Here is a 21,347-nt window from a genome sequence, read left to right as displayed (position 1 = left end):
CCCTCCCGGGCGGGGCGACTTGATCTTGACGGGTCTCGGACAGATCCCTGCTGTCAAGGCAGTGTCCTAAACACTGATCACTCGGTTAGATGAGTGTGGACACCAGAACGTCAGGGTTCGACGACCAGCCCGCGCTGAGCATGGTCAAGGTGCCGTGCGACCCCGCACAGGTCATCGTCAACCACGCCAGCTTCCGCGTGCGGCTCGCACCGAGCCCGAGCGCGCGTTCCAAGCCCTCGAACGCCCCCGGCCGCGCCCCGGTCCTGGCCGCCGGAGCCGTCGCGGCCGCCGGAGTCACCCGCCGCCGCGCGCCCGTCGTCTGGAGCGGCAAGACCGCCCCCGGCGACGACGCGGCGGCCACGGGCGGACTCCTCCAGGCCGTACGGGAAGCCGGCCGCGGCCACGACGACTACGACGGCGGCGCCACCCAGACCATCCCCCGGGTGGACCTCGCGCGCGACCTCGGCGAGGACACCCTCGCCACCCCCACCGTCATCGGCCAGCGCAGCTACGCCGACGACACCCGCCCCCTCGCCGCCGTCCCCGACCAGCCACGCCAGGCCCACGGCCTGCCCTACGAGGACCAGTACGCCGGCTCCGGCACCGACACCCGGCGCCCCTCCGCCGACAGCCGCGCCCTGGCCTCGTACTACCCCGGCCGCCGCATGAACCTGGGCGTGGTCCTCCTCCCGCTGCGCGTCTTCCTCGGCTTCATCTCCGTCTACGCCGGCATGGGCAAGCTGTGCGACCCCGTCTACTTCGACGGCGGCGAACGCGGCTCCATGGTCACCTGGCTGCGCACCCTGCACCCCTGGGCCCTGGCCGAACCCCTGCGGGACTTCGCCCTCGCCCACCCGGTCGGCGCCGGCCTCACCGTCGCCTTCCTCCAGGTGCTCGTCGGCGTCCTGACCATCCTCGGCCTCTGGCAGCGCTTCGCCGCCTGCATCGGCGCGCTGCTCTCCGCCGCCCTGCTGATGACCGTCAGCTGGAAGACCGTCCCCGCCTACGACGCCCCCGACATCATCTACCTGGCCGCCTGGAGCCCGCTCATCATCGCCGGCGCTCCGGTCTACTCCCTCGACGGACGCCTCGCCGGCGAAGCCTGGCGCACGCTCGGACCCCGTTCCGAGATGTGGATGCTGCGCCGCCGGGTCCTGCGCCGCGGCGCCATCATGGCCACCGTCGTCTGCGGGCTGACCCTCCTCATCGGCTCCCTCCTCGGCGGCGCCGTCCGCTCCAGCACCGTCGTCACCGTCCCCGGCCCCGGCCAGGCCCCCAGCAACTACCTCCCCGGCAGCCCCCTGCCGCAGCCCCCCAGCCCCCAGCAGTCCGGCGGACCCAAGCAGCAGCCCTCCAAGTCGGCCTCACCCTCCCCCTCGGCCTCCGCCTCCACGCCCGCCGCCAAGTCCGGCCGCACCGGCAGCGGAGCCCCGACCCGCGACAGCTCCGGCACCCCGGGCACCACCAAGGGCAGCACCGGCGGCCAGAGCCCGCGCAGCAGCACCCCCCGGCAGTCCAGCCCCCAGCAGCCCCCCACCACCTCCGGCAGCCGCACCAGCGGCACGGACACCACCGCCAAGAAGCCCGGCCTCGTCGGCGGCCTCCTCGGCTGACCATCACCCCGCACACACCACGGAAGGGCCCGGCGTACGCGCCGGGCCCTTCCGCCGTCCTTGACACGCCCCGATGCCCCGATGCCCCGGCGCCCCGACGCTCCACACGCCTCAGACGCCGCTGTGGGCCGCCAACTCCCGTGCGGCCTCCGCCAGGTCCTTCGCCGTGTCGATCGCCCGCCAGTAGGCCCCCTGCGGCAGCGGAAACCCCGCCAGCCGCCGCTCCCTCGCCAGACGCGGGAACGTCGTCCGCTCGTGGTCCCCCAAGTCCGGGAGCAGCGCGGCGAATCCGGGCGCGAACACGTACACCCCGGCGTTGATCAGATAAGGCGACAGCGGTGCCTCCACGAAGTCCAGCACCTGCCCGAACTCGTTGGTCTCCACCGCCCCCCACGGAATCCGCGGCCGCGCCAGCGCCAGCGTCGCCGTCGCCCCCCGCTCCGCGTGGAACGCCGCCATCTCCCGCAGCGGGAACCGCGTCCACACGTCCCCGTTGGTCGCGTACCAGGGCCGGTCCGGCCACGGCAGGTGCCGGGCCGCGTACTTCAGCCCGCCCCCGCGCCCCAACGGCTCCTCCTCCACCACCGTCGTCACCCGCAACGGCAGCACCGCCCGCGCCAGCCACTCCTGGAGCACCTCCGCCAGGTGCCCGCACGAGACGACGGCATCGGTGACCCCCTCCGCCGCCAGCCACGCCAACTGGTGCCCGATGATCGGCAGTCCCGTCCCCGGGATCTCGACCATCGGCTTCGGCCGGTCGTCCGTATACGGCCGCAGCCGCGAACCCTGGCCCCCCGCCAGGACGACGGCCTGGACGGGCGGGGCCGGGAACGCGGCCGCGCGGTCGGAGGTGGGTGCAGCGGGCGGAGGGGTGTCGGTCATGGCCGTCAGCGTAGGGACGGCCACCGCCCCGGCCGGGGCGGCACGGCGGGCGTCAGCCCATCGAGGCGACGCCGGACGCGTACGAGGTGTCGCACACCGGACGGGCGAAGGACTGCGCCTTCGTCGGCCCGTACGCCTCGACGGCGGCCCGGCCCAGCGCCCGGGCGATGCCCATGCAGTGCTCGGCGAGCGACGGCCGCCCGTTCACCTGCTCCTGGAGGTGCCCGAGGACGACACCCGGGTTCTCACCCTGCTGGAGTTCACTGAGCAGCTTGTCGCGCAGCACGTCCTGCGGGGCGCGCGGCTTCGCGGGGACGGAGACGTCCTCGGCGGAGGCGGTCAGGATCTGGGACGGGGAGTTGTCCGCCCAAGGGACCATGGTGACCGCGAGGGTCCCGGACAGGACCAGGACGACGGGCAGGACCAGGGCGAGGGAACGGCCGATTCGGCGGGCAGTGTGGGTCACGAGGCGAGAGTAGCGCTCGGTAAGGGTTTGGCGACATTTGGTCACCCGGTCGAGGGATGGTTCGACGTGGCTTTTCGATTTACGGGTTGACGCGCGCGGCCGAATGCCCGTATCTGCCGGGGTTCCTGGCCCCCGCCTCCCGCAACTGCCGCGGGAGGGGCGCTCCTTGACGGAACACCCCTCCCGCGCGCTACCCCGGCCGGTCAGCCGGAGAGGCGTTCCCCGGTCGAGGTCGAGAACACGTGCATCTCGTCGGCCCGCGGCACCACATGCAGCGAGGAGCCCTTCTCGGGCACCTGACGGCCGCCCACGCGGACCACGATGTCCTGCCCGTCTCGGCTGCCGTAGACGTAGCCGTCGGCGCCCAGCTCCTCGACGACATTCACGGTGATCGTCAGACCGCCGCCCTCGCCGACGTCGAAGTGCTCGGGGCGCACGCCCACGGTGACGGTCTTGTCGCCCGAGTCGGCGGCGGCGGACAGCGCCTCACGCGACACCGGCACCACACTGTCCCCGAACTTCACACCGCCGTCGGTGATCGGCACCTCGACCAGGTTCATGGCCGGCGAGCCGATGAACCCGGCGACGAACAGGTTCGCCGGCCGGTCGTACATGTTCCGCGGGGTGTCCACCTGCTGGAGCAGCCCGTCCTTCAGCACCGCGACCCGGTCACCCATGGTCATGGCCTCGACCTGGTCGTGGGTGACGTAGACGGTGGTGATGCCGAGGTCGCGCTGGAGCGCGGCGATCTGCGTACGGGTGGACACGCGGAGCTTGGCGTCGAGGTTCGACAGCGGCTCGTCCATGAGGAACACCTGCGGCTTGCGCACGATGGCCCGCCCCATGGCGACGCGCTGACGCTGGCCGCCGGAGAGCGCCTTGGGCTTGCGGTCGAGGTACTGGGTCAGGTCCAGCATCTTCGCCGCCTCCTCCACCTTGCGGCGGATGGTGGCCTTGTCCTCGCCGGCGATCTTGAGCGCGAAGCCCATGTTGTCGGCGACGGTCATGTGGGGGTACAGCGCGTAGTTCTGGAACACCATCGCGATGTCCCGGTCCTTGGGCGGCAGGTGCGTGACGTCGCGGTCCCCGATGCGGATGGCGCCGCCGTTGACGTCCTCCAGCCCCGCGAGCATGCGCAGCGAGGTGGACTTGCCGCAGCCGGAGGGCCCGACGAGCACGAGGAACTCCCCGTCCTCGATCTCCAGCTCCAGCTGGTCGACGGCGGGCTTGTCGCCGCCGGGGTAGAGGCGGGTCGCCTTGTCGAAGGTGACAGAAGCCATGGTGATGCATCCCTTCTACCGGCAGGAACGTGCCGGACGATCCGAGTGGAAGGTCTAGTCCAATATCAAGGACTCCGCCCGACGCTACCTGCCCGGAGCCCGTCTGTCAGCAACCTGACGCCCCGGATGGTCTCCAGCAGGGTGGGGTAGAGCACCGGATTTTTGACCATGGTTCCTGCTTCGACGCCCGCTGCCGGCCTGGCGAGACCCTAGGGGGTCACACCGGATCGGTCCTACGCAGGCTCCACAGGCGTTGCGGCCGACGGCCCGTCGGTCCGTACTGTGCTCGGCTACACCGCCGGGACGATGTCCGGCAGCTCTGAAGCCTTGATCACACTCGGCGGCACCCGTCCCGGAGGCAAGGCCATGGCCACCGCCCAGTACAGCCGCATCCCTTCTTCCCGGAGGTTCACCGCCGCGTTCTCGTCCCGGTCGTGAGCGGCCCCGCACTCCGCGCAGGTCCACTCGCGGATGGACACGTGGAGCTTCGGGCCCTTCGCGTGGCACGCGGAGCAGCGGCGGGTCGACGGGAAGAACCGGTCCACAATCACCAGGGTCCGTCCGTACCAATCGCACTTGTAGCGGAGCTGGCGCAGCAGCTCACCCCAGGCGGCGTCGGTGATCGACCGGTTAATAGCTGCCTTGCGGCGCCTGCTTCCTCCCGTGCCCGCACTTAGGAGATTGGCGATCGGCAGGTCTTCCACCACGAGCACTTGGTTCTCGCGCACGAGGCGGGTGGTGTACTGGTCCAGCTGATCACGGCGGACGTCACCGATCGAGGCGTACAGACGGGCGATCCGTTCCCTGGCCTTCCCCCGGTTCTTCGAACCCTTCTGCTTCCGGTGCAGTTCGCGCTGGAGGGATACGAGCCGCTTCTCGTACTTCGCCAGGAGACGGGGATGCGGCAGATTCTCCCCGTCGTCCAGCGTCACCAGCGTCGCGAGCCCGAGGTCGAGGCCCATGGCCTTGGGCTCCCGGCCACCCGGGAGGAACACCTCGGGGAGCGGGACTATCACTTCTTCCACCAGGACGGAGAGGAAGAAGCGGCCGGCCCGGTCGCGGGTGACATTCAGCTTCACCGGTAACTGCCCTGCGGGGAGCGCGCGCGACCAGCGGATGTCGAGTGGCTTCGTCTGCTTGGCGAGGGTGACCGTGGCCGTACCCGGACGCTCCGGGTCCTCGACCCATCGGAAGCCGGTCCGGACGTAGGTGGCCGAGTCCTTGGAGTGGTGTCTGGACTTCCTCTTCGGATAGTTCGCTGAACCCTTGAAGAACCGGGAGAAGGCCGAGTCCAGGTGTCGCAGGGACTGCTGGAGGACCGCAGACGAGGTCTCCTTCAGCCACGCCGTCTGTCGTACGCGTTTCCACCCGGTCAGAGCCCGGCAGGTCTCCGCGAAGCCCAGCGAGACCCGGTGCTCTTCCCACGCCTTCACCCGGAGGGCTAAACCCTCGTTGTAGACCCAGCGGCAGGCACCGAAGGTCTGGGTGAGCTGGGCCGCCTGGTCGGCCGCCGGGTAGAAGCGGAAGCGGTAGACACGCTGCTGCGTGCCCGGCTTCCTGACCAGCCCCTTCAGGGGCGCGACCACTCTCCGCCGATGCTTGGTCCGGTCGCCCACCCCGAGGAGCTCGCGCTTGATGCGCCGGGCTTCTTCCCCTGTTATTCGGTCTGCCATCTACCCTCCCGCGATCTGATCTCCAGAACGGCACACCAGTACGGTCAACGAACGCTTGCGTGAGGGGTTACGGGTGCGAGGTCAATGTGATGGCTTGGGGAATCGGGCCCTGTGTAGAGTAAGAGCGGCTTCGCGCACGGTGGGTCTGTGCGCTTGGGCGTGCCGCCTTAGCTCAGTTGGCTAGAGCGCTTGACTTGTAATCTTGAGGTCGTCGGTTCGATTCCGACAGGCGGCTCCGTCCCAGGTCAGAGGCATCTGATCAAGGGAATTCGTAAATAAGCGGAAGGCCCCGGGTGAGCCCCCGGGGCCTTTTGCGTGCCTCAGGAGCGGCCCGAGACGCGGTTCGCCAGGCGGGCCAGGGGCGTGGTGGCCGGGGTGTGGGTGGTTGATTCGCGGTGGTCGGCCGCGCGGTAGGCGGCGTACAGGGCGTGGACGCCGAGCCAGCGGAGGGGTTCCGGTTCCCAGGGGCGGACGCGGTGGTGGACCCAGGGGAGGGTGGTCAGCGGGGTGGGCTCGTCCAGGACCAGGTCGCGCAGGGTGCGGGCGGCGAGGTTGGCGGTGGCCACGCCGGAGCCGACGTAGCCGCCGGCCCAGCCGAGGCCCGTGGCGGGGTCCAGGGTGACCGTGGCGCACCAGTCGCGGGGGACGCCGAGCACGCCCGACCAGGCGTGGGTGATCTCCGTTCCGGTGAGGACCGGGAAGAAGGCGGTGAGTAGGGCGGTGAGGGAGGCGATGGTGGCCGGCTGGGTGCGGCCGTCGTTGTCCGTGCGGGAGCCGAAGCGGTACGGGACCCCGCGGCCGCCGATCGCGATGCGGTCGTCGGCGGTGCGCTGGGCGTACATGTAGGCGTGGGCCATGTCGCCGAGGAGGGGTGCGTCCGTCCAGTTCAGCTGCTGCCAGACCGAGGGCGGCAGGGGGGCGGTGACGATCATCGAGGAGTTCATCGGGAGCCAGGTGCGCTTGTGGCCCTTGAGGGAGGCGGTGAAGCCCTCGGTGCAGCGCAGGACGTACGGGGCGCTGACGGTGCCGTAGGGGGTGACGGCGCGGCGGGGGGCTATCTCGGTGACGGGGGTGGACTCGTGGATGACGACCCCGAGGCGTTCGCAGGCGGCGGCGAGGCCGCGCAGGAGTTTCAGGGGGTGGATGCGGGCGCCGTGGGGGGTCCAGCTGGAGCCGACGGCGTCGGATACGGCGATGCGGTCGCGGGTCGCGGTGGCGTCGTAGAGCTCGCGGTCGGTCTCGCCGAAGGAGAGTTCGGCGGTGTGGAAGGCCCGGAGGCGGCTGAGCTGGGCGGGGGTGCGGGCGACTTCGAGGACGCCGCCGCGGTGGATGTCGGCGTCGATGCCCTCCTTGGCGGCGACGTCGACGACCTCGGTGACGGTGTCGTTCATGGCCTGCTGGAGGCGCTGGGCGGCCGCGTGGCCGTGGAGGGCGGCGTAGCGGTCGCGGCCGGCGATGCCGTTGTAGAGCCAGCCGCCGTTGCGGCCGGAGGCGCCGTAGCCGCAGAACTTCTGCTCCAGGACGGTGACGTGCAGGTGGGGTGCGGCGCGCTTGAGGTAGTAGGCGGTCCACAGGCCGGTGTAGCCGCCGCCGACGATGGCCACGTCGGCGGTGGTGCCGGTGGTGAGGGGGGCGCGGGGTGGCTGGGGGGTGGTGGTGTCGGTCGCGTACCAGAAGGAGATACCGCCGTTGATCGTCATGGGGGAGTTGGTACAGGCGGTGGGGGAGGGGTGTCCATGGGCAGGGTGTCGGGTCTCAGGGTTCGAGGACGACCTTGCCGGTGGTGGCGCGGGATTCGAGGTCGTGGTGGGCGCGGGCGGCCTGGGCGAGGGGGTAGCGCTGGACGGCGGGGCGCAGCCGGCGGGCGGCGGCTTCGGCGAGGGCGCGGGTCTCCAGGGTGCGGAGGGGGTCGGGGGTGCCGACGGCTTGGAGCATGGCGGGGCCGAGGACGTGGTGGGTGGTGATGCGGCGGGTGTCGAGTGCGGCGCGTTCGGTGTCGGTGGGGGTGTACGGGGCGCCGCTGGACCAGCCGTGGACGAGGTGGCGGGCGCCGGGGGCGAGGAGGGTGAGGGCGGTGCGGGTGGTGTCGCCGCCGACGGAGTCGAAGAGGACGGTGGCTCCGGCGGGGTGGTGGGCGTGGAGGGCGTCGGCCCAGTCGGGGGTGGTGTAGTCGAGGGCGAGGTCGGCGCCGTTGGCGGTGGCGAGGGCGGTCTTGGCGGGGCCTCCGGCGAGGGCGATGACGGTGGCGCCGGCGTTCTTGGCGTACTGGACGAGGAGGGTGCCGATGCCTCCGGCGGCGGCGGTGACGAGGGTGACGGAGTGGGGGCCGAGGTCGGCGAACTGGAGGATGCCGAGGGTGGTGCGGCCGGTGCCGATCATGGCGACGGCTTCGGCGGGGTCGAGGCCGTCGGGTACGGGGTGGAGCCGGTCTGCGTCGGCGACGGCGTACTCGGCGTAGCCGCCGGGGCGGAAGCCGAGGTGGGTGACGACGGTGCGGCCGAGCCAGGCGGGGTCGGTTCCGGGGCCGAGGGCGTCCACGGTGCCGGCGACTTCGCGTCCGGGGATGGTGGGGAGCTCGGGGAGGGGCGCGGGCGGGCCCTGGATGCCCTGGCGGAGGGTGGTGTCGAGGAGGTGGACGCCGGCCGCGGCGACGCGGACGCGGACCTGGCCGGGGGCGGGGGTGGGGAGGGGGGCGGTTTCGTGGGTGAGGTTCTCGGCGGGGCCGAAGGCGTGGAGGCGGATGGCCTTCATGGTGGCGGGCGGGGTCGCGGTGGGCTGTGGGGTGGGCCGCGTGGCGGGGCCGGTCGTGGTCATGGGGAGAGCGTCCGACCTCAAGCGGGGTTGAGGTCAAGGGTGGGTTGTGGGGTGGGTCGTCAGGGAGTGGGTCGTCAGGGGGGCTTGTCAGTGGGGTGGGTCACGATGGGGGCATGGCGCGGAACGGGCGGGGTGGCGGGCAGTCGGTGAAGGCGGCGCGGCGGGCGGAGGTGGTGCTGCCGGAGCTGGTGGTGTGGGAAGGGGGCGTGCTGGAGCCGGAGGGGGATTACGACGGGCTGGAGTTCGCCGACCTGGACCTGGCGGGGCAGGAGGCGGTCGGGGCGCGGTTCATGGACTGCGCGCTGCGGCGGTGCGGGCTGGACGGGGCCGGGCTGGCGAAGGCGCGGGTCATGGATTCGGTGCTGGAGGGGGTCCGGGGGGTGGGGGCGGACCTGTCGGGTGCTTCGTTGCGGGATGTGGAGGTGCGGGAGGCGCGGCTGGGCGGGGTGCAGTTGCACGGGGCGGTGCTGGAGCGGGTCCTGGTGCGCGGCGGCAAGATCGACTACCTGAATCTGCGGCAGGCGCGGCTGCGGGACGTGGTGTTCGAGGGGTGCGTGCTGGTGGAGCCGGACTTCGCGGGCGCGGTGCTGGAGCGCGTGGAGTTCCGGGACTGCGTGCTGCGGGGGATGGATGTGACGGGGGCGCGGCTGGCGGATGTGGATCTGCGGGGCGCGGCGGAGCTGGAGGTGGCGCGGGGGGTGGAGTCGTTGGCGGGGGCGGTGATCAGCCCGTCGCAGTTGTTCGACCTGGCGCCGGCGCTGGCGGCGCAGTTGGGGGTGCGGGTGGTGGGGTAGGTCGTCTCTTTCGGATCTTGTCGGTCAGGCCCGCGTCTCCCCCAGCTACCGCTGGGAGGTGCCCCCAGGTGCCGTGCACCGGTGCCTTGGCCGGGCGCCGCCGTACTGGACGTACTTGGTGCCCGGCCAAGGCGGCGAGGTGCGGTGCCGGGCGGCGCGGGCTCAGACAGGATCCGGAAGAGACGGCCTGGGGGCGCGGTGGGCGGGTGTGTCAGGCCAGGTCCGTCGCGGGGTCGATGGACCAGTGGTTGACGGTGAACATCCGGCCGGCGAACGGTACCTCGGTCTCCGCGACGAAGCGGAAGCCGACGGAGCGGCAGATGCCGTTCGAGGCGGCGTTGCTCGTGGAGGGATAGGCGTGCACGACGCCCCAGCGGCCGGCGTCGCGGGCCTGCTCCAGGAGGGTGCGCACGGCGCGCTTGCCGAGGCCGCGGCCCTGGTGTTCGGGGAGGATCATCCAGCCGATCTCGGAGACGGGCCCGTCGTCGGTCTCGTGGGACCAGAGGTTCACGGTGCCCGCGACCACCTCGGGGGCGGTGGCGGGGTCGGGGACGATCATCTTGATCCAGGCCAGGTCGGCGGCCGCCTTTCCGGCGTCGCGCAGGACCAGGGCCGGCATGTCCTCGGGCGGCTGGGGGCCGCCGAGGTGGGCCATCATGCCGGGGTCGCACCGCATCCGGACGTAGGCGTCGAGGTCGTCCGGTGAGACGTCGCGCAGCCGCATGTCAGGCCGCCGGGACGCGGGGGAAGCGGGACTGGAGGGTCCAGATGACGGGGTTGTCGGCGAGGTCCTCGTGCATGTCGACGAGGTCGGCGATCAGGTCGTGGAGGAAGTCGCGGGCCTCGCGGCGCAGCAGCCGGTGGCTGAAGGTCAGCGGCTCCTCCTCGGGCGGCATCCAGTCGGCTTCGATGTCGACCCAGCCGAAGCGGCGTTCGAAGAGCATCCGGTCGCTGGACTCGGTGAAGTCCACTTCGGCGTACTGGCTGTGGGCGGAGCGGCTGCCGCGGGGGTCCTGGTCGAGTTGCTCGACGATGTCGCACAGGGCCCAGGCGAAGTCGAGTACGGGCACCCATCCCCAGGCTGTGGACACCTCGGTGTCCTTGTCGGTGTCGGCGAGGTAGACGTCGCCGCAGAAGAGGTCGTGGCGCAGGGTGTGGACGTCCGCCGAGCGGTAGTCGGTCTGCGGGGGGTCCGGGAAGCGCCGGGAGAGGGAGTAGCCGATGTCGAGCACGTAGCCGATGGTGTCACGGGTGGGTGGGGGGCGGGTGGTCAGGAGGGGAGAAGGCGTTGTTCCTTGGCCACCGCCACGGCGCCGGCGCGGGTGTCGACGCCGAGTTTGTCGTAGATGCGGCCCAGGTGGGTCTTGACGGTGGCCTCGCTGATGAAGAGGGCGCGGGCGATGTCGCGGTTGCCGAGGCCGCGGGCCAGCTGGCCGAGGATGTCCAGTTCGCGGTCGGTGAGGGTGGGGCGGGTGCCGCGCATGTGGGCCATGACGCGGCTGGCGACGGGTGCGGAGAGGGTGGTGCGGCCGGCCGCCGCCGAGTGGATGGCGGCGAAGAGCTCCTCGGGGCGTTCGGCCTTCAGGAGGTATCCGGTGGCGCCGGCGCCGATGGCGCGGGTGATGTCGGCGTCCGTGTCGTAGGTCGTCAGGACGAGGACGTGCGGGGGGCGGGGGAGGGCGGTGATGCGGCGGGTGGCCTCCACGCCGTCGATGCCCTCGCCGAGCTGGAGGTCCATGAGGACGACGTCGGGGTGGAGCCTGGCGGCCAGTGCGACGGCCTCTTCGCCGCTGCCGGCTTCGCCGAGGACCTCGATGTCGGGTTCGCTGCCGAGGAGGGCGAGCAGTCCGGCGCGGACGACGACGTGGTCGTCGCAGAGGAGGATCGTCGTCATCCTGTGGGCTCCAGGGGGATCGAGGCCGAGAGGACGGTGCCCTCGCCGGGGGTGGATTCGATGGTCAGGGTTCCGCCGAGCTGGCGCACGCGGGCGCGCATGGCGGGCAGGCCGTGGCCGCGGTCGGCCGGGGCGTGGGTGGTGGGGGCGGTGGCGGTGAAGCCGGTGCCGTCGTCGGCGATGTCCAGGACCACCTGGTCGCCGAGGAAGCTGAGGGTGAGGGCGGCGGTGCGGGCGCCGGAGTGCTCGCGGATGTTGGCGAGGGCCCCCTGGGCGATGCGCAGCAGGGCGGATTCGGCGCGGTCGGGGAGGGGGGCGGGGGTGCCTTCGAGGTGGAAGCGGACCTCGATGTGGGGGCCCGCGTCCAGGGCGCGGAGGGCGTCGGCGAGGCCCGCGCCGTTGTCCAGCTCGGGCGGGGCCAGGTCGTGCACCAGGCGGCGGGCCTCGGCGAGGCCGCGGGCGGCGATGCCGGTCGCGGTGCGGACGTGGGCGCGGGCGGTGGCCGGGTCGGTGTCCCAGGTGCGGTCGGCTGCCTGGAGCAGCATCTGCTGGCTGGAGAGGTGCTGGGCGAGGGTGTCGTGGATCTCCATCGACAGGCGCTGGCGTTCGGCGAGGGTGCCTTCGCGTCGTTCGGTGGCGGCGAGTTCCCTGCGGGTGCGGATGAGGTCGTCGATGAGGGTGCGCTGGGCTTGCGCCTGGCGTTCCATGTGGACGAAGACGGCGGTGGCGAGGGCGGCGATGGCGGGCGGGGCGAGGAGGAGGTTGGGGTCGAAGGCGGTGGAGAGCTTGAGCTGGGCCGCGACGACGAAGACGGTGAGGACGGTGACGAGGGCTACCGCCGCGCGTGGGGGGAGGGTGCGGAGGGCGGTGAAGAAGAGGGGGACGGCGCACCAGGCGAAGCTGGGTGCGAGGACGACGAGGACGACCCAGGTGGCTACGACGAGGCCGAGCCACAGCCTCCGGCGGGGGGTGCCGGTGACGCCGGGGGTGGTGCCGCCCACGGCGGGGCCGAGGACGTAGAGCAGGGCCAGGGTGACGCTGAGGGCGATGACCCAGGGGGTGCGGGGTTCGCCGGGGTGGCGCAGGAGGAACCGGGCCACGGAGGCGCCGAGGAGCAGGAAGAACGCCGCGTGCATGACGGTGGCCAGGGCGCGGGTGTCGGGCTTCCGCGGGGGGTGGCTCACGGGGGCTCTCCTGGGGGTGGGGTGTCCATTGTCCCGCCGTTGCCCTGGCCGGGCGGTTCTGCGGGCCGGGGGCCGGGGGGGGCGTGCCCCCGCGGGGCGTTGCTGGGGCGGTTGCCCTTGCGGGCGGGGTCGGGGATGGCGTTGCCCTTGCGGGGCGGGGCGGGGCGGGGCGGGGTTCTGGGGTGCGGGGTCGGGGGCTGGGCCGTTGGCCCTGTGGGGCGGGGCCGGCTAGGTGCGGGCTCGGGGGTGGGTGGTGGGCCTTGCGGGGCGGGGTGCGGGTTGCGGTGTCGGGGGTGGGTGGTGGGCCCTGCGGGGCGGGGCCGGCTAGGTGCGGAGTCGGGGGTGGCCGGGGTCGGTGCCGGGGTGGGGTGCCGCCCGGGGCGGGCTTCGATGTTCGGCGCTCTGATCCGGGTCAGTGTTGTGGGTCGGGGCATGGCGCCGAAGTCATCTCGTTTTAGCCCCGGACGACACCCCACCCCGTCCCCGCCCCCGGCCGCGCGAGCGAGCGGAGGCACGTTCGCAGCCGGGTTCGGCAAATCTGAGCCTCGCCGGCGTTTGAGGCGCGGGGGTCTGGGGGCTGGCCCCCAGGACACGGCCCGCAGGCGGGCGACCGGCTCGGGTAACCCCGGCCCCGCCGGCGTTGAAGGCGGGTTCGGTATCAGGGAAGCGGGCGGCCGGCCCCACCGCATCGGCCGATCGGATGACCTCCCAGTCAACCGGTGTGGTCGGTGGGGGCAGCCGGTACGGGGATGGGGCGGGGCGGGGGTGGGGGTGAAGGTGGGAGGGAGCCAGTCGAGACCACCAGGAGCAGAGATGAACACCCGTACCCGCGTCCTCACCGGTACCGCCCTCGCCGTCGTTCTCGGTGCCGGTACCTTCGGGGCCGTCAGCGCGAGCGCCACCCCTGCCAAGAAGGACGAGGCCAAGAGCGGCAACTTCACCACCTCGACCCACCTGACCGTCGACGCCGCCACCCGCGCCGCCCAGGCCGCGCTCCAGGCGGCCGAGAAGGAGAACCAGAAGGTGACGGTCGCCGTGGTGGACCGCAACGGCAACACCCTCGTCACCCTGCGCGGTGACGGCGCCGGTCCGCAGTCGTACGAGTCCGCGCAGCGCAAGGCTTACACCGCCGTGTCCTGGAACGCCCCGACCTCGGTGCTGGCCGGCCGCCTGGCGCAGACGCCCAACCTGAAGGACATCCCCGGCACCCTGTTCCTCGCCGGTGCCGCGCCGGTCCAGGCCGGCGGTGCGCCCGTCGCCGGTATCGGTGTGGCCGGTGCGCCGAGCGGTGACCTGGACGAGAAGTTCGCCAAGGCCGGTGTCGAGGCCCTCGACAAGTAGCCCGACTTAGGATCGGGCGTGTGGAACTCCGCGCGCTCCTCCGCTCCGCCGCCCCCGTCCTCGCCGTCCTGGCCGCCCTCGCCACGGGGTGTACGGGGGCGACGGTGCAGGGGCGGCCGGGTGCGTCCGGGCTGCGGGATCCGTACTTCCCGCGGGCGGGCAACGGCGGGTACGAGGTCGAGCACTACGCGCTGGACCTGGCGTACGACCCCGCCGACGGCGTGCTGCACGGGACGGCGGTGATCACGGCGCGGGCCGGGCAGGGCCTCAGTTCGTTCAACCTCGATTTCAGCGGGCTGGAGGTCGAGGGCGTGGAGGTGCAGGGCGCCCGGGCCCGGTACAACCGGACGGGCAGTGAGCTGACGGTGCGTCCGGTGCGGGACCTGCGCAAGGGCGAGGTGTTCCGTACGCGGGTGGACTACAGCGGGCGGCCGAAGCCGCTGGTCGATCCGGACGGCTCCAAGGAGGGCTGGATCACCGCGGAGGGCGGTGACGTGGTCGCCGTCGGCGAGCCGGTGGGGTCGATGGGCTGGTTCCCGGGCAACCACCACCCCAGTGACAAGGCCACGTACGACATCACGGTGACCGTTCCGGCGGGGTACGAGGCCGTGTCCAACGGGGAGTTGCTCTCCCGCCGAGAGGCCGGCGGCGGACGGACGGAGTTCGCGTGGCGGAGCGCGGAGCCGATGGCGAGCTACCTGGCGACCCTCGCCGTGGGGAAGTTCCGGGTCAGTACCGGGCGTACCGCTTCGGGGGTGTCGCTCTACCAGGCCGTGGCTCCGGGGGAGGAGGAGGCGGCGCGGGCGGTGCTGGCGCGGGTGCCGGAGGTGGTGGAGTGGGGGAGCGCGACCTTCGGGCCCTACCCGTTCGGGACGGCCGGGTCGATCGTGATGCCGGCGGGGACCCTGGGGTACGCGCTGGAGACGCAGACCAAGCCGGTCTACCCGGGTGCGCCCGGCGAGGAGCTGGTGGTGCACGAGCTGGCGCACCAGTGGTTCGGGAACTCGGTGTCGCCGGAGTCCTGGAAGGACATGTGGCTGAACGAGGGGTTCGCCACGTACGCGGAGTGGCTGTGGGCGGAGTCGCACGGCGGGGTGTCCGCGCAGCGGCGGTTCGAGGCGTTCCTCGCCGGTGACACGTCGGTCGACGAGAACGCCGGTGGGGACTGGGCCGCGTTCCCGCCCGCCGCGCCGCCCGGCGCCGCGCGCATCTCCGACGACCCGGTCTACTACCGGGGCGCGATGGTGCTGCACCGGATCCGGCAGGAGGTGGGGGACGCGAAGTTCTTCGACCTGCTGCGGGGCTGGGCCGCCGACCACCGGTACGGGAACGCGAGCACCGCGGAGTTCACGGCGTACGCGCAGCGGCGTACGGGCGCGGACCTGAAGAACGTGTGGGACGTGTGGCTGTACGGGCAGGGCCGCCCGAAGGCGGGGTAGCCGGGGCGGCCCCTTCCCCGGGGTGCCGGGGAGGGGCCTGGCCGCGGGCGGGGCTCAGACGTTGACGCCGAAGTCCTGGGCGATGCCGGTGAGGCCGGAGGCGTAGCCCTGGCCGACGGCGCGGAACTTCCACTCGGCGCCGTTGCGGTAGAGCTCGCCGAAGACCATCGCGGTCTCGGTGGCGGCGTCCTCGGAGAGGTCGTAGCGGGCGATCTCGGCGCCGCCGGCCTGGTTGACGACGCGGATGTACGCGTTGCGGACCTGGCCGAAGTTCTGGCTGCGAGAGTCGGCGTCGTAGATGGAGACCGGGAAGACGATCTTGTCCACGCTGGCGGGCAGACCGGCCAGGTTCACCTTGATGGACTCGTCGTCGCCGGAGCCCTCGCCGGTGCGGTTGTCGCCGGTGTGGACGATGGTCTGGTCCGGGGTGGACTTGTTGTTGAAGAAGACGAAGTGGCCCTCGGAGACGACCTTGCCCGTCGCGTCGACCGCGATGGCCGAGGCGTCGAGGTCGAAGTCGACACCGGTCGTCGTACGGACGTCCCAGCCGAGGCCGACCGTGACGGCGCTGAGGCCGGGGGCCTCCTTCGAGAGCGAGATGTTTCCGCCCTTGGACAGGCTTACTGCCATGTGACTGGTGTCCTTCCTCGACATTCCGGGTGCCATGACCCCCGATACGGGGTCAAGCTACCGCTGCCCTTCATAACGCGGCGAGGGGGCGCGGAGGTTCCAGGGAGGTTCCGCGAAGGAGCCCGGGCGGGAAATGAGGGTGACGGGGGCGGCGCGCGGGCGGATCATAGGGGGCATGCCTGGTCCCTATGTCATCCGCGGTGCGGTCGTGCTCCCCGAGGCGGAGCTCGCCTGGCGGTTCTCGCGTTCCTCCGGGCCGGGCGGGCAGCACGTCAACACCTCGGACTCGCGGGTGGAGCTGCTGTTCGACGTCGCCGCGACGAAGGCGCTGCCGGAGGTGTGGAAGGAGCGGGCGCTGGAGCGGCTCGCCGGGCGGCTGGTGGACGGGGTGCTGACCGTGCGGGCGTCCGAGCACCGGTCGCAGTACCGCAACCGGGAGATGGCGCTGGTCCGGATGGCCTCGGTGCTGGCGGAGGCGACGGCGGCCCCGCCGAAGACCCGCAGGCCGACGAGGATCCCGCGCGGGATCAACGAGCGGCGGCTGCGGGAGAAGAAGGCGCGGGGCGAGACGAAGCGGGGGCGCAGCGCGCGGGACTGGTAGGTCCCCGTGGCCGCGTCCACGGCCCTTACGGCAGCAGGTGGCGGTAGCGGCCGCGGAAGTACGTCAGGGGCTGGGCGTCGGGGGAGGGGAACGCGGTCGTCAGGACCTCTCCGATCACCAGCGTGTGGTCGCCCGCCGCCACCCGGTCCCGGGTGCGGCACTCCAGGGTGGCCAGGGCCCCCGAGAGCAGCGGGGCCCCCGAGGCGGCGCCCCGCTCGTAGGCGAGGTCGGCGAAGAGGAGCCGGTCGCTGATGCGGCCCTTCATCGAGAAGCGGCCCGCCACCTGGAGCTGGTTCTCCGCGAGCAGGGACACCGCCCACAGCGGCTGCTCCGCCAGCAGGTCGTCCATCCGGGACCCCTCGCGGACGCTGACCAGCACCAGCGGCGGGTCCAGGGAGACCGACATGAAGGCGGTGGCCGTCATGCCCACGTCCTCCCCGCGCGGCCCGTCGGCGGTCAGGGGCGGCTCGTGGGCGGTGATCAGGCACACGCCCGCCGCCAGCCGGGACATGGCGGCGCGGAACTCCTCGTTGCTCACCCCCTCAGGATGGGGGGAGAGGGGGGCGTCGGGGGCGTAGGGCTGGGCTACGGGGGTCGTCTTCGGCACGTACCGCACGCTAGTACGGTCGCCGTGCGCCGCACATCGGGCGCTGGTCCGAGCCGCGTCCCCGCCGCAGGGACTAGGGCCGGGCGTATCGTTTGCGCGTGGGAAGGCGGGGGAGGGCCCCTCGTCCTCAACGGGCCCATGGCGTAGCGCTCTTCATCTCATGTGACTTGAGTCACAGAGGGCAAGATTTGTTGACCCTGTGTACCTGCCGCACAGCTCACTGTGATTCAGTGGACGGGACACCGCAACGAAACGCCGATGACAAACCTGGAGTTGCTGTCGAGGTCTCGGGGAGAGCGAGCAATGGAGACCGAGTCGGAGCCGTACGTCCGTCTTGCGACCCTGCGGCAGCTGCACCAGGTGGTGGCCGAGCTCAACACGGCCCGGAGCCTGGCGGACACTCTGCAGACCGTCGTGGACGGCATCGTGCGCGGCCTCGGCTACGAACTCGCCTGCGTCAACCTCGTACGCCCTGACGGGGACCTCGTCGTCGCCGCTTTCGCAGGTGACCCGGCCGCCGAAGCCCTCATCACCGGCCGCGTCGGCTCCCGCGCCGCCTGGGAGCGCCGCCTCACCATGGGCGAGGAGTGGGACGGTCTGCGGTTCATCCCGCACACCGAGGGCTGGGTCCTGCTGGAGGACGACGTACCCCAGTGGCACACCGACGGGCCCGATCCGCGCTTCGAGGACGAGTGGCACCCCGAGGACCGGCTCTACGCCCCGATGTATGCGACGGGCGGGGAACTCCTGGGTGTCATCTCGGTGGACAGACCGCGCAACGGCCGCCGCCCCGGCGCCTGGGGGCGCGAGGCCCTCCAGATGTACGCCTTCCAGGCGGCCATTGCGATCAGCAACGCGCGCCTGCGCGCGAACATGCAGCGCGCCCTGGTGCGGCTGGAGCGCGAGCAGCAGGCGCTGCGGGCCAGCGAGGAGTCCTTCCGGCAGGCGTTCGAGTACGCGCCGAGCGGCATGGCCATCGCCGAGATGGGCGGCGACCAGCACGGCCGGCTGCTGCGGACCAACGACGCCCTGTGCCGGCTGCTCGGCCGGCCCGCCTCCGTGCTGCGCCGGTACTCCTTCTCCGACCTCGTCCACCCCGAGGACATCGGGACGCTGCTGCGCACCTCCGCCGAGGGCGGCCGGGCCGAGCTGCGGCTGGGGCGGCGGGACGGGACGTACGTCTGGGTGAGCCTGCGCAACTCCGTCGTCGCGGACGCCGCCGACGGGCCGCGGTTCCTGCTCACGCACGTCGAGGACATCGAGGAGCGCAAGCGGCACGAGCTCCAGCTGGCGCACCGGGCCAGCCACGACTCCCTCACCGGCCTGCCCAACAGCGCCGAGCTGCGCGCCCGGCTCGGGGCGCGGCTGTGCCGGCGGCCGCAGTCGGTGCGGGCGGGCGCGGTGGAGGCGCTGGACGCGGCCTACGAGGGCCGGCCGGAGGGGAGCGTGCAGGGCGCCGCCGGGGAGCACGGCTACGACAGCGGGTACGCCGCCGCCGGTGCGGGGCAGGCGGGAGACGGGTTCGACTTCCCCGGAGAGTTCCCCGCCGGCTTCCCGGGGCAGCCCGAGGGGCCGTACGACCACCACGTGCACACGGTGGCGCCCGACTCCGACCTCGACGACGGCACCAAGGGCCTCGCGGTGCTCTTCTGCGACCTCGACGGCTTCAAGTCGATCAACGACCGGTTCGGGCACCACACCGGCGACGCCGTCCTCATCGAGGTGGCCCGGCGGCTGACGACCGGCGTCCGCGACGGGGACACGGTGGCCCGGCTCGGCGGTGACGAGTTCGTCGTCCTCGCCGACGGCCTCGGCGCGGCCGACGCCGCCGATCTGGCCGTACGGCTGCGCAACGCGATCATCCCGCCGATCCGGGTGGACGGGCGGGCCGTGCGGGTCGGCGCCAGTTTCGGCATCGGCTGGGCCAGCTGCGGGATGTCGGCGGACGAGGTGCTGCGCTCGGCCGACCAGCGGATGTACATCGAGAAGCGGTCCCGCTCCAAGGCCCACCGCCGGGCCGGCTGAGCGGAACGGCAGCCCGTGGGCGCACATGTTCGGGGTAGGCTCCCGTGGGTCGAAAGGAGTGACCTGCGATGACGACGCCCGCGAACAACGGCCCGCACGGTGGGGCGAACCAGCCCGAGGACGACGATCCGTTCGGCTACCTCTACGCGGACGGCCAGGCCGCCGGAGCCACCCCGCCCGGTCAGGGCGGCGGATACGGCTACCCCGGCCCCGCGGTCGGAGGGCAGCCCGGCGCGCAGCCCGGGGTCCCCCGCACCTCGTACAACCAGGTGCGCACGGTCGGCGAGCGGACGTACGGCGGCCAGCGCGGCGCCGTCCCCCAGCAGCCCCCGCAGGGCTACCAGGCCCAGTACCAGGCCCCCGAGGCCCTCCAGGCCAGCGGCTACGGCGTCCCGCAGCAGCCGTCCCCGCCCACCCAGCCGATAGCCCGCCCCGCCGGCGGCCGCGGCCGCGGCGGCGGCTCCAGCCGCAAGGGCCTGATCATCGCGGCGGCCGCGGTGGTGGCGGCGGTCGGGATCGGCATCGGCGCGGCGGTGGTCTTCGGCAAGGACGACGACAAGAACAAGAACCAGGCCACGGGCCCCTCGGCCTCGGCGCTGCCGCAGAAGAGCTCCGCCGAACCGGAGCCGAGCCGCTCTCCGGAGCCCGCGAAGACCCCGCTGCCCAAGGGCGAGGCGGCCGGGGCCGGTATGGCCCTCACCGGCGGGGCGGTCCTGCAGACGACCGTGCCCGGGGCCAAGAGCGCGGGCGGCCAGTACGTCGGCAACTTCAACCAGCCCGGCGCGGCGCTGACCTGGACGCTGGACGTGCCCAAGGCGGGGACCTACCGCTTCTACGTGCGCTTCGGCATCCCGGGCGAGGACGCCAACGCCACCCTGGCGGTCAACGGCAAGCCCAACAGCACGCCGCTGAACATGCGCAACTTCGCCAACTCCCCCAAGGGCGACTGGGAGAACGGCTGGCAGACCACCTGGGGTCAGGTCTCCCTCAACAAGGGGACGAACACGATAAAGATGTCGTGCGAGGCCGGCAACAAGTGCAACGTCAACATCGACCAGCTCTGGCTCGACCAGGGCTGATCGACGGCTCCCTCACCGTCCGTCCGCCGCGACGGCCGTGACCTTCACCGACCCCCGTACCTCCGCGTAGGTGCGGGGGTCGAATTCGCCCGCCACCGGGGCGTGGACCGTGGCCGCCGAGAGGGCTGTCGCGCGGGTGAGGCGGTCCGGCCAGGGGAGGTCTTCCGCCAGGGCCGACAGGAGGCCCGCCACCGCCGAGTCGCCCGCGCCCGTCGGGTTGCCGCGCAGGGGGCGGGGCGGGGTGGCCTGCCAGGTGCCGTCGGGGGTGGCGGCCAGGAGGCCGGCGGGGCCCAGGGAGGTCACCACCGCGTGGGCGCCCCGGCGGCGGGCGGCGCGGGTGGCCGGGAGCGGGTCGCGCGAGCCCGTCAGCTCGGCGAGTTCCGCCGCGTTCGGCTTGATGATCTCCGGTCGGGCGGCGACCCCGCGCCGCAGGGCCTCGCCGCTGGTGTCGAGCAGGACGGGGGCTCCGGCCGCGCGGGCCGCCCGTACCAGGACCGCGTACGCCCCCACCGGCACGCCCGGCGGCAGGCTCCCGCACAGGGCCACCGCCCGGGCACCGGAGGCGAGTTCGGCGTACCGGTCGAGGAAGGCCGACCATTCGGCGGCGGTGATCTGCGGGCCCGGCTCGTTGAACTGGGTGGTGTCGCCCGAGCTTTCGTCGACGACGGCCAGCGTGCGGCGGGTGGGGCCGGTGCAGGGGACGAGGGCGTCCACCACGCCGGGGGAGCCGGCGAGCAGCTCCCGTACGACGACGCCCGCCGGGCCGCCCGCGAAGCCCGTCGCCGTCACCTCGTGGCCGAGCGCGGCGAGCACGCGGGCCACGTTCAGCCCCTTGCCGCCGGCGCGTTCGGTGACGTCGGTGACCCGGTGGGAGGTGTGCGGCAGCAGTCGCGGCACCCGGTGGGTGACGTCGAGCGCGGTGTTGAGCGTCACGGTGAGGATCATGGCCAGTCCCGGTCTTGGTGTGTGCCGGGATCATGCCAAATGGAGGGCGGCCAGCCCAGTCCTGCGGGGCCGCCGCCCCG

Annotated in this window: 20 protein-coding genes and 1 tRNA gene; 8 read left to right on the top strand and 13 right to left on the bottom strand. The window is 72.8% G+C overall.

Going from position 1 to position 21,347, the window contains the following annotated elements; genetic code table 11:
* The first annotated feature begins 89 nt into the window (after positions 1–89).
* Entirely contained in the window at positions 90–1,613 is a 1,524-nt protein-coding gene (locus tag ABZ716_RS18750) for a DoxX family protein (RefSeq protein ID WP_358960130.1), read from the top strand.
* 111 nt (positions 1,614–1,724) lie between these two features.
* On the opposite strand, the gene ABZ716_RS18745 is transcribed toward ABZ716_RS18750, so the two are convergent.
* From ABZ716_RS18745 to ABZ716_RS18730, 4 genes are all read right to left on the bottom strand, one after another.
* Positions 1,725–2,495, bottom strand: a complete 771-nt coding sequence (locus ABZ716_RS18745; protein ID WP_358813100.1) for a nucleotidyltransferase family protein — start codon at positions 2,493–2,495, stop codon at positions 1,725–1,727.
* 52 nt (positions 2,496–2,547) lie between these two features.
* Positions 2,548–2,961 carry a hypothetical protein gene (locus tag ABZ716_RS18740; RefSeq protein ID WP_351889867.1) on the bottom strand — a complete coding sequence of 138 codons (414 nt, stop codon included), beginning with the start codon at positions 2,959–2,961 and terminating at the stop codon, positions 2,548–2,550.
* A gap of 203 nt (positions 2,962–3,164) precedes the next feature.
* A complete protein-coding gene (gene ugpC, locus ABZ716_RS18735) occupies positions 3,165–4,241 on the bottom strand; it encodes a sn-glycerol-3-phosphate ABC transporter ATP-binding protein UgpC (protein WP_358813101.1) in 1,077 nt (358 codons plus the stop codon).
* A 290-nt stretch (positions 4,242–4,531) separates the two neighbouring features.
* Positions 4,532–5,914 (bottom strand): RNA-guided endonuclease TnpB family protein, encoded by a 1,383-nt coding sequence (locus ABZ716_RS18730; RefSeq protein WP_358960127.1) that lies wholly within the window; start codon positions 5,912–5,914, stop codon positions 4,532–4,534.
* Positions 5,915–6,075: 161 nt separating this feature from the next.
* On the opposite strand from ABZ716_RS18730, the gene ABZ716_RS18725 reads away from it, so the two are divergent.
* Positions 6,076–6,149, top strand: a tRNA-Thr gene (locus ABZ716_RS18725).
* An 85-nt stretch (positions 6,150–6,234) separates the two neighbouring features.
* On the opposite strand, the gene ABZ716_RS18720 is transcribed toward ABZ716_RS18725, so the two are convergent.
* Positions 6,235–7,614, bottom strand: a complete 1,380-nt coding sequence (locus ABZ716_RS18720; protein ID WP_358960125.1) for an FAD-binding oxidoreductase — start codon at positions 7,612–7,614, stop codon at positions 6,235–6,237.
* A 55-nt stretch (positions 7,615–7,669) separates the two neighbouring features.
* On the bottom strand, positions 7,670–8,665 hold the full coding sequence (locus tag ABZ716_RS18715) for a zinc-binding dehydrogenase (protein ID WP_358960245.1): 996 nt from the start codon (positions 8,663–8,665) through the stop codon (positions 7,670–7,672).
* A 176-nt stretch (positions 8,666–8,841) separates the two neighbouring features.
* Here ABZ716_RS18715 and ABZ716_RS18710 point away from each other — a divergent pair, with 176 nt between their 5' ends.
* Positions 8,842–9,522 carry a pentapeptide repeat-containing protein gene (locus ABZ716_RS18710; protein WP_358813104.1) on the top strand — a complete coding sequence of 227 codons (681 nt, stop codon included), beginning with the start codon at positions 8,842–8,844 and terminating at the stop codon, positions 9,520–9,522.
* Between the two features lie 211 nt (positions 9,523–9,733).
* On the opposite strand, the gene ABZ716_RS18705 is transcribed toward ABZ716_RS18710, so the two are convergent.
* The 4 genes from ABZ716_RS18705 to ABZ716_RS18690 are packed head-to-tail and all read right to left on the bottom strand — an operon-like array spanning position 9,734 to position 12,552.
* Positions 9,734–10,246: a GNAT family N-acetyltransferase gene (locus ABZ716_RS18705; protein ID WP_358960122.1), complete on the bottom strand. Its 513-nt coding sequence runs from the start codon at positions 10,244–10,246 to the stop codon at positions 9,734–9,736.
* Position 10,247: 1 nt separating this feature from the next.
* A complete protein-coding gene (locus ABZ716_RS18700; RefSeq protein WP_358960119.1) occupies positions 10,248–10,754 on the bottom strand; it encodes a hypothetical protein in 507 nt (168 codons plus the stop codon).
* A 38-nt stretch (positions 10,755–10,792) separates the two neighbouring features.
* Positions 10,793–11,416, bottom strand: a complete 624-nt coding sequence (locus ABZ716_RS18695) for a response regulator transcription factor (RefSeq protein ID WP_358813107.1) — start codon at positions 11,414–11,416, stop codon at positions 10,793–10,795.
* Positions 11,413–12,552 carry a sensor histidine kinase gene (locus tag ABZ716_RS18690; protein WP_358813143.1) on the bottom strand — a complete coding sequence of 380 codons (1,140 nt, stop codon included), beginning with the start codon at positions 12,550–12,552 and terminating at the stop codon, positions 11,413–11,415. Before ABZ716_RS18690 ends, ABZ716_RS18695 begins: the two co-directional genes overlap by 4 nt.
* Positions 12,553–13,413: 861 nt before the next feature.
* Here ABZ716_RS18690 and ABZ716_RS18685 point away from each other — a divergent pair.
* On the top strand, positions 13,414–13,941 hold the full coding sequence (locus ABZ716_RS18685) for a heme-binding protein (protein ID WP_358813108.1): 528 nt from the start codon (positions 13,414–13,416) through the stop codon (positions 13,939–13,941).
* 20 nt (positions 13,942–13,961) lie between these two features.
* Complete coding sequence (locus ABZ716_RS18680) at positions 13,962–15,380, top strand: M1 family metallopeptidase (RefSeq protein ID WP_358960117.1); 1,419 nt, start codon at positions 13,962–13,964, stop codon at positions 15,378–15,380.
* A gap of 54 nt (positions 15,381–15,434) precedes the next feature.
* Here the strand turns inward: ABZ716_RS18680 and ABZ716_RS18675 are convergent, their stop codons facing one another.
* Entirely contained in the window at positions 15,435–16,010 is a 576-nt protein-coding gene (locus ABZ716_RS18675; RefSeq protein ID WP_351891012.1) for a TerD family protein, read from the bottom strand.
* A 175-nt stretch (positions 16,011–16,185) separates the two neighbouring features.
* On the opposite strand from ABZ716_RS18675, the gene arfB reads away from it, so the two are divergent.
* Positions 16,186–16,611, top strand: coding sequence for an alternative ribosome rescue aminoacyl-tRNA hydrolase ArfB (gene arfB, locus ABZ716_RS18670; RefSeq protein ID WP_358813110.1), 426 nt, complete (start codon positions 16,186–16,188; stop codon positions 16,609–16,611).
* 25 nt (positions 16,612–16,636) lie between these two features.
* On the opposite strand, the gene ABZ716_RS18665 is transcribed toward arfB, so the two are convergent.
* The gene (locus ABZ716_RS18665) at positions 16,637–17,218 is read right to left on the bottom strand and encodes a flavin reductase family protein (RefSeq protein WP_358813111.1); all 582 of its coding nucleotides are present in this window, start codon (positions 17,216–17,218) and stop codon (positions 16,637–16,639) included.
* A gap of 303 nt (positions 17,219–17,521) precedes the next feature.
* Here ABZ716_RS18665 and cdgB point away from each other — a divergent pair, with 303 nt between their 5' ends.
* Positions 17,522–19,243 carry a diguanylate cyclase CdgB gene (gene cdgB / locus ABZ716_RS18660; RefSeq protein WP_358960115.1) on the top strand — a complete coding sequence of 574 codons (1,722 nt, stop codon included), beginning with the start codon at positions 17,522–17,524 and terminating at the stop codon, positions 19,241–19,243.
* Positions 19,244–19,311: 68 nt separating this feature from the next.
* Positions 19,312–20,322: a CBM35 domain-containing protein gene (locus tag ABZ716_RS18655; RefSeq protein ID WP_358960113.1), complete on the top strand. Its 1,011-nt coding sequence runs from the start codon at positions 19,312–19,314 to the stop codon at positions 20,320–20,322.
* 12 nt (positions 20,323–20,334) lie between these two features.
* On the opposite strand, the gene ABZ716_RS18650 is transcribed toward ABZ716_RS18655, so the two are convergent.
* The gene (locus tag ABZ716_RS18650; protein ID WP_358960111.1) at positions 20,335–21,267 is read right to left on the bottom strand and encodes a 1-phosphofructokinase family hexose kinase; all 933 of its coding nucleotides are present in this window, start codon (positions 21,265–21,267) and stop codon (positions 20,335–20,337) included.
* Positions 21,268–21,347: the final 80 nt, after the last annotated feature.

The sequence above is a fragment of the Streptomyces sp. NPDC006687 genome (genome assembly GCF_040636215.1).
Taxonomy (GTDB): domain Bacteria; phylum Actinomycetota; class Actinomycetes; order Streptomycetales; family Streptomycetaceae; genus Streptomyces.
Note: the sequence above shows the minus strand (reverse complement) of the source record. Positions and strands in the feature narration are given on the sequence as shown.

What these genes read in the sequence shown, in the direction of transcription:
- ABZ716_RS18750 (WP_358960130.1), top strand. Translation starts at nt 90, where the DNA reads ATGAGTGTGGACACCAGAACGTCAGGGTTCGACGACCAGCCCGCGCTG.
- ABZ716_RS18650 (WP_358960111.1), bottom strand. Translation starts at nt 21,267, where the DNA reads ATGATCCTCACCGTGACGCTCAACACCGCGCTCGACGTCACCCACCGG.
- ABZ716_RS18690 (WP_358813143.1), bottom strand. Translation starts at nt 12,552, where the DNA reads ATGCACGCGGCGTTCTTCCTGCTCCTCGGCGCCTCCGTGGCCCGGTTC.
- ABZ716_RS18745 (WP_358813100.1), bottom strand. Translation starts at nt 2,495, where the DNA reads ATGACCGACACCCCTCCGCCCGCTGCACCCACCTCCGACCGCGCGGCC.
- cdgB (WP_358960115.1), top strand. Translation starts at nt 17,522, where the DNA reads ATGGAGACCGAGTCGGAGCCGTACGTCCGTCTTGCGACCCTGCGGCAG.
- ABZ716_RS18730 (WP_358960127.1), bottom strand. Translation starts at nt 5,914, where the DNA reads ATGGCAGACCGAATAACAGGGGAAGAAGCCCGGCGCATCAAGCGCGAG.
- ABZ716_RS18710 (WP_358813104.1), top strand. Translation starts at nt 8,842, where the DNA reads ATGGCGCGGAACGGGCGGGGTGGCGGGCAGTCGGTGAAGGCGGCGCGG.
- ABZ716_RS18675 (WP_351891012.1), bottom strand. Translation starts at nt 16,010, where the DNA reads ATGGCAGTAAGCCTGTCCAAGGGCGGAAACATCTCGCTCTCGAAGGAG.
- arfB (WP_358813110.1), top strand. Translation starts at nt 16,186, where the DNA reads ATGCCTGGTCCCTATGTCATCCGCGGTGCGGTCGTGCTCCCCGAGGCG.
- ugpC (WP_358813101.1), bottom strand. Translation starts at nt 4,241, where the DNA reads ATGGCTTCTGTCACCTTCGACAAGGCGACCCGCCTCTACCCCGGCGGC.
- ABZ716_RS18705 (WP_358960122.1), bottom strand. Translation starts at nt 10,246, where the DNA reads ATGCGGCTGCGCGACGTCTCACCGGACGACCTCGACGCCTACGTCCGG.
- ABZ716_RS18695 (WP_358813107.1), bottom strand. Translation starts at nt 11,416, where the DNA reads ATGACGACGATCCTCCTCTGCGACGACCACGTCGTCGTCCGCGCCGGA.
- ABZ716_RS18655 (WP_358960113.1), top strand. Translation starts at nt 19,312, where the DNA reads ATGACGACGCCCGCGAACAACGGCCCGCACGGTGGGGCGAACCAGCCC.
- ABZ716_RS18720 (WP_358960125.1), bottom strand. Translation starts at nt 7,614, where the DNA reads ATGACGATCAACGGCGGTATCTCCTTCTGGTACGCGACCGACACCACC.
- ABZ716_RS18715 (WP_358960245.1), bottom strand. Translation starts at nt 8,665, where the DNA reads ATGAAGGCCATCCGCCTCCACGCCTTCGGCCCCGCCGAGAACCTCACC.
- ABZ716_RS18685 (WP_358813108.1), top strand. Translation starts at nt 13,414, where the DNA reads ATGAACACCCGTACCCGCGTCCTCACCGGTACCGCCCTCGCCGTCGTT.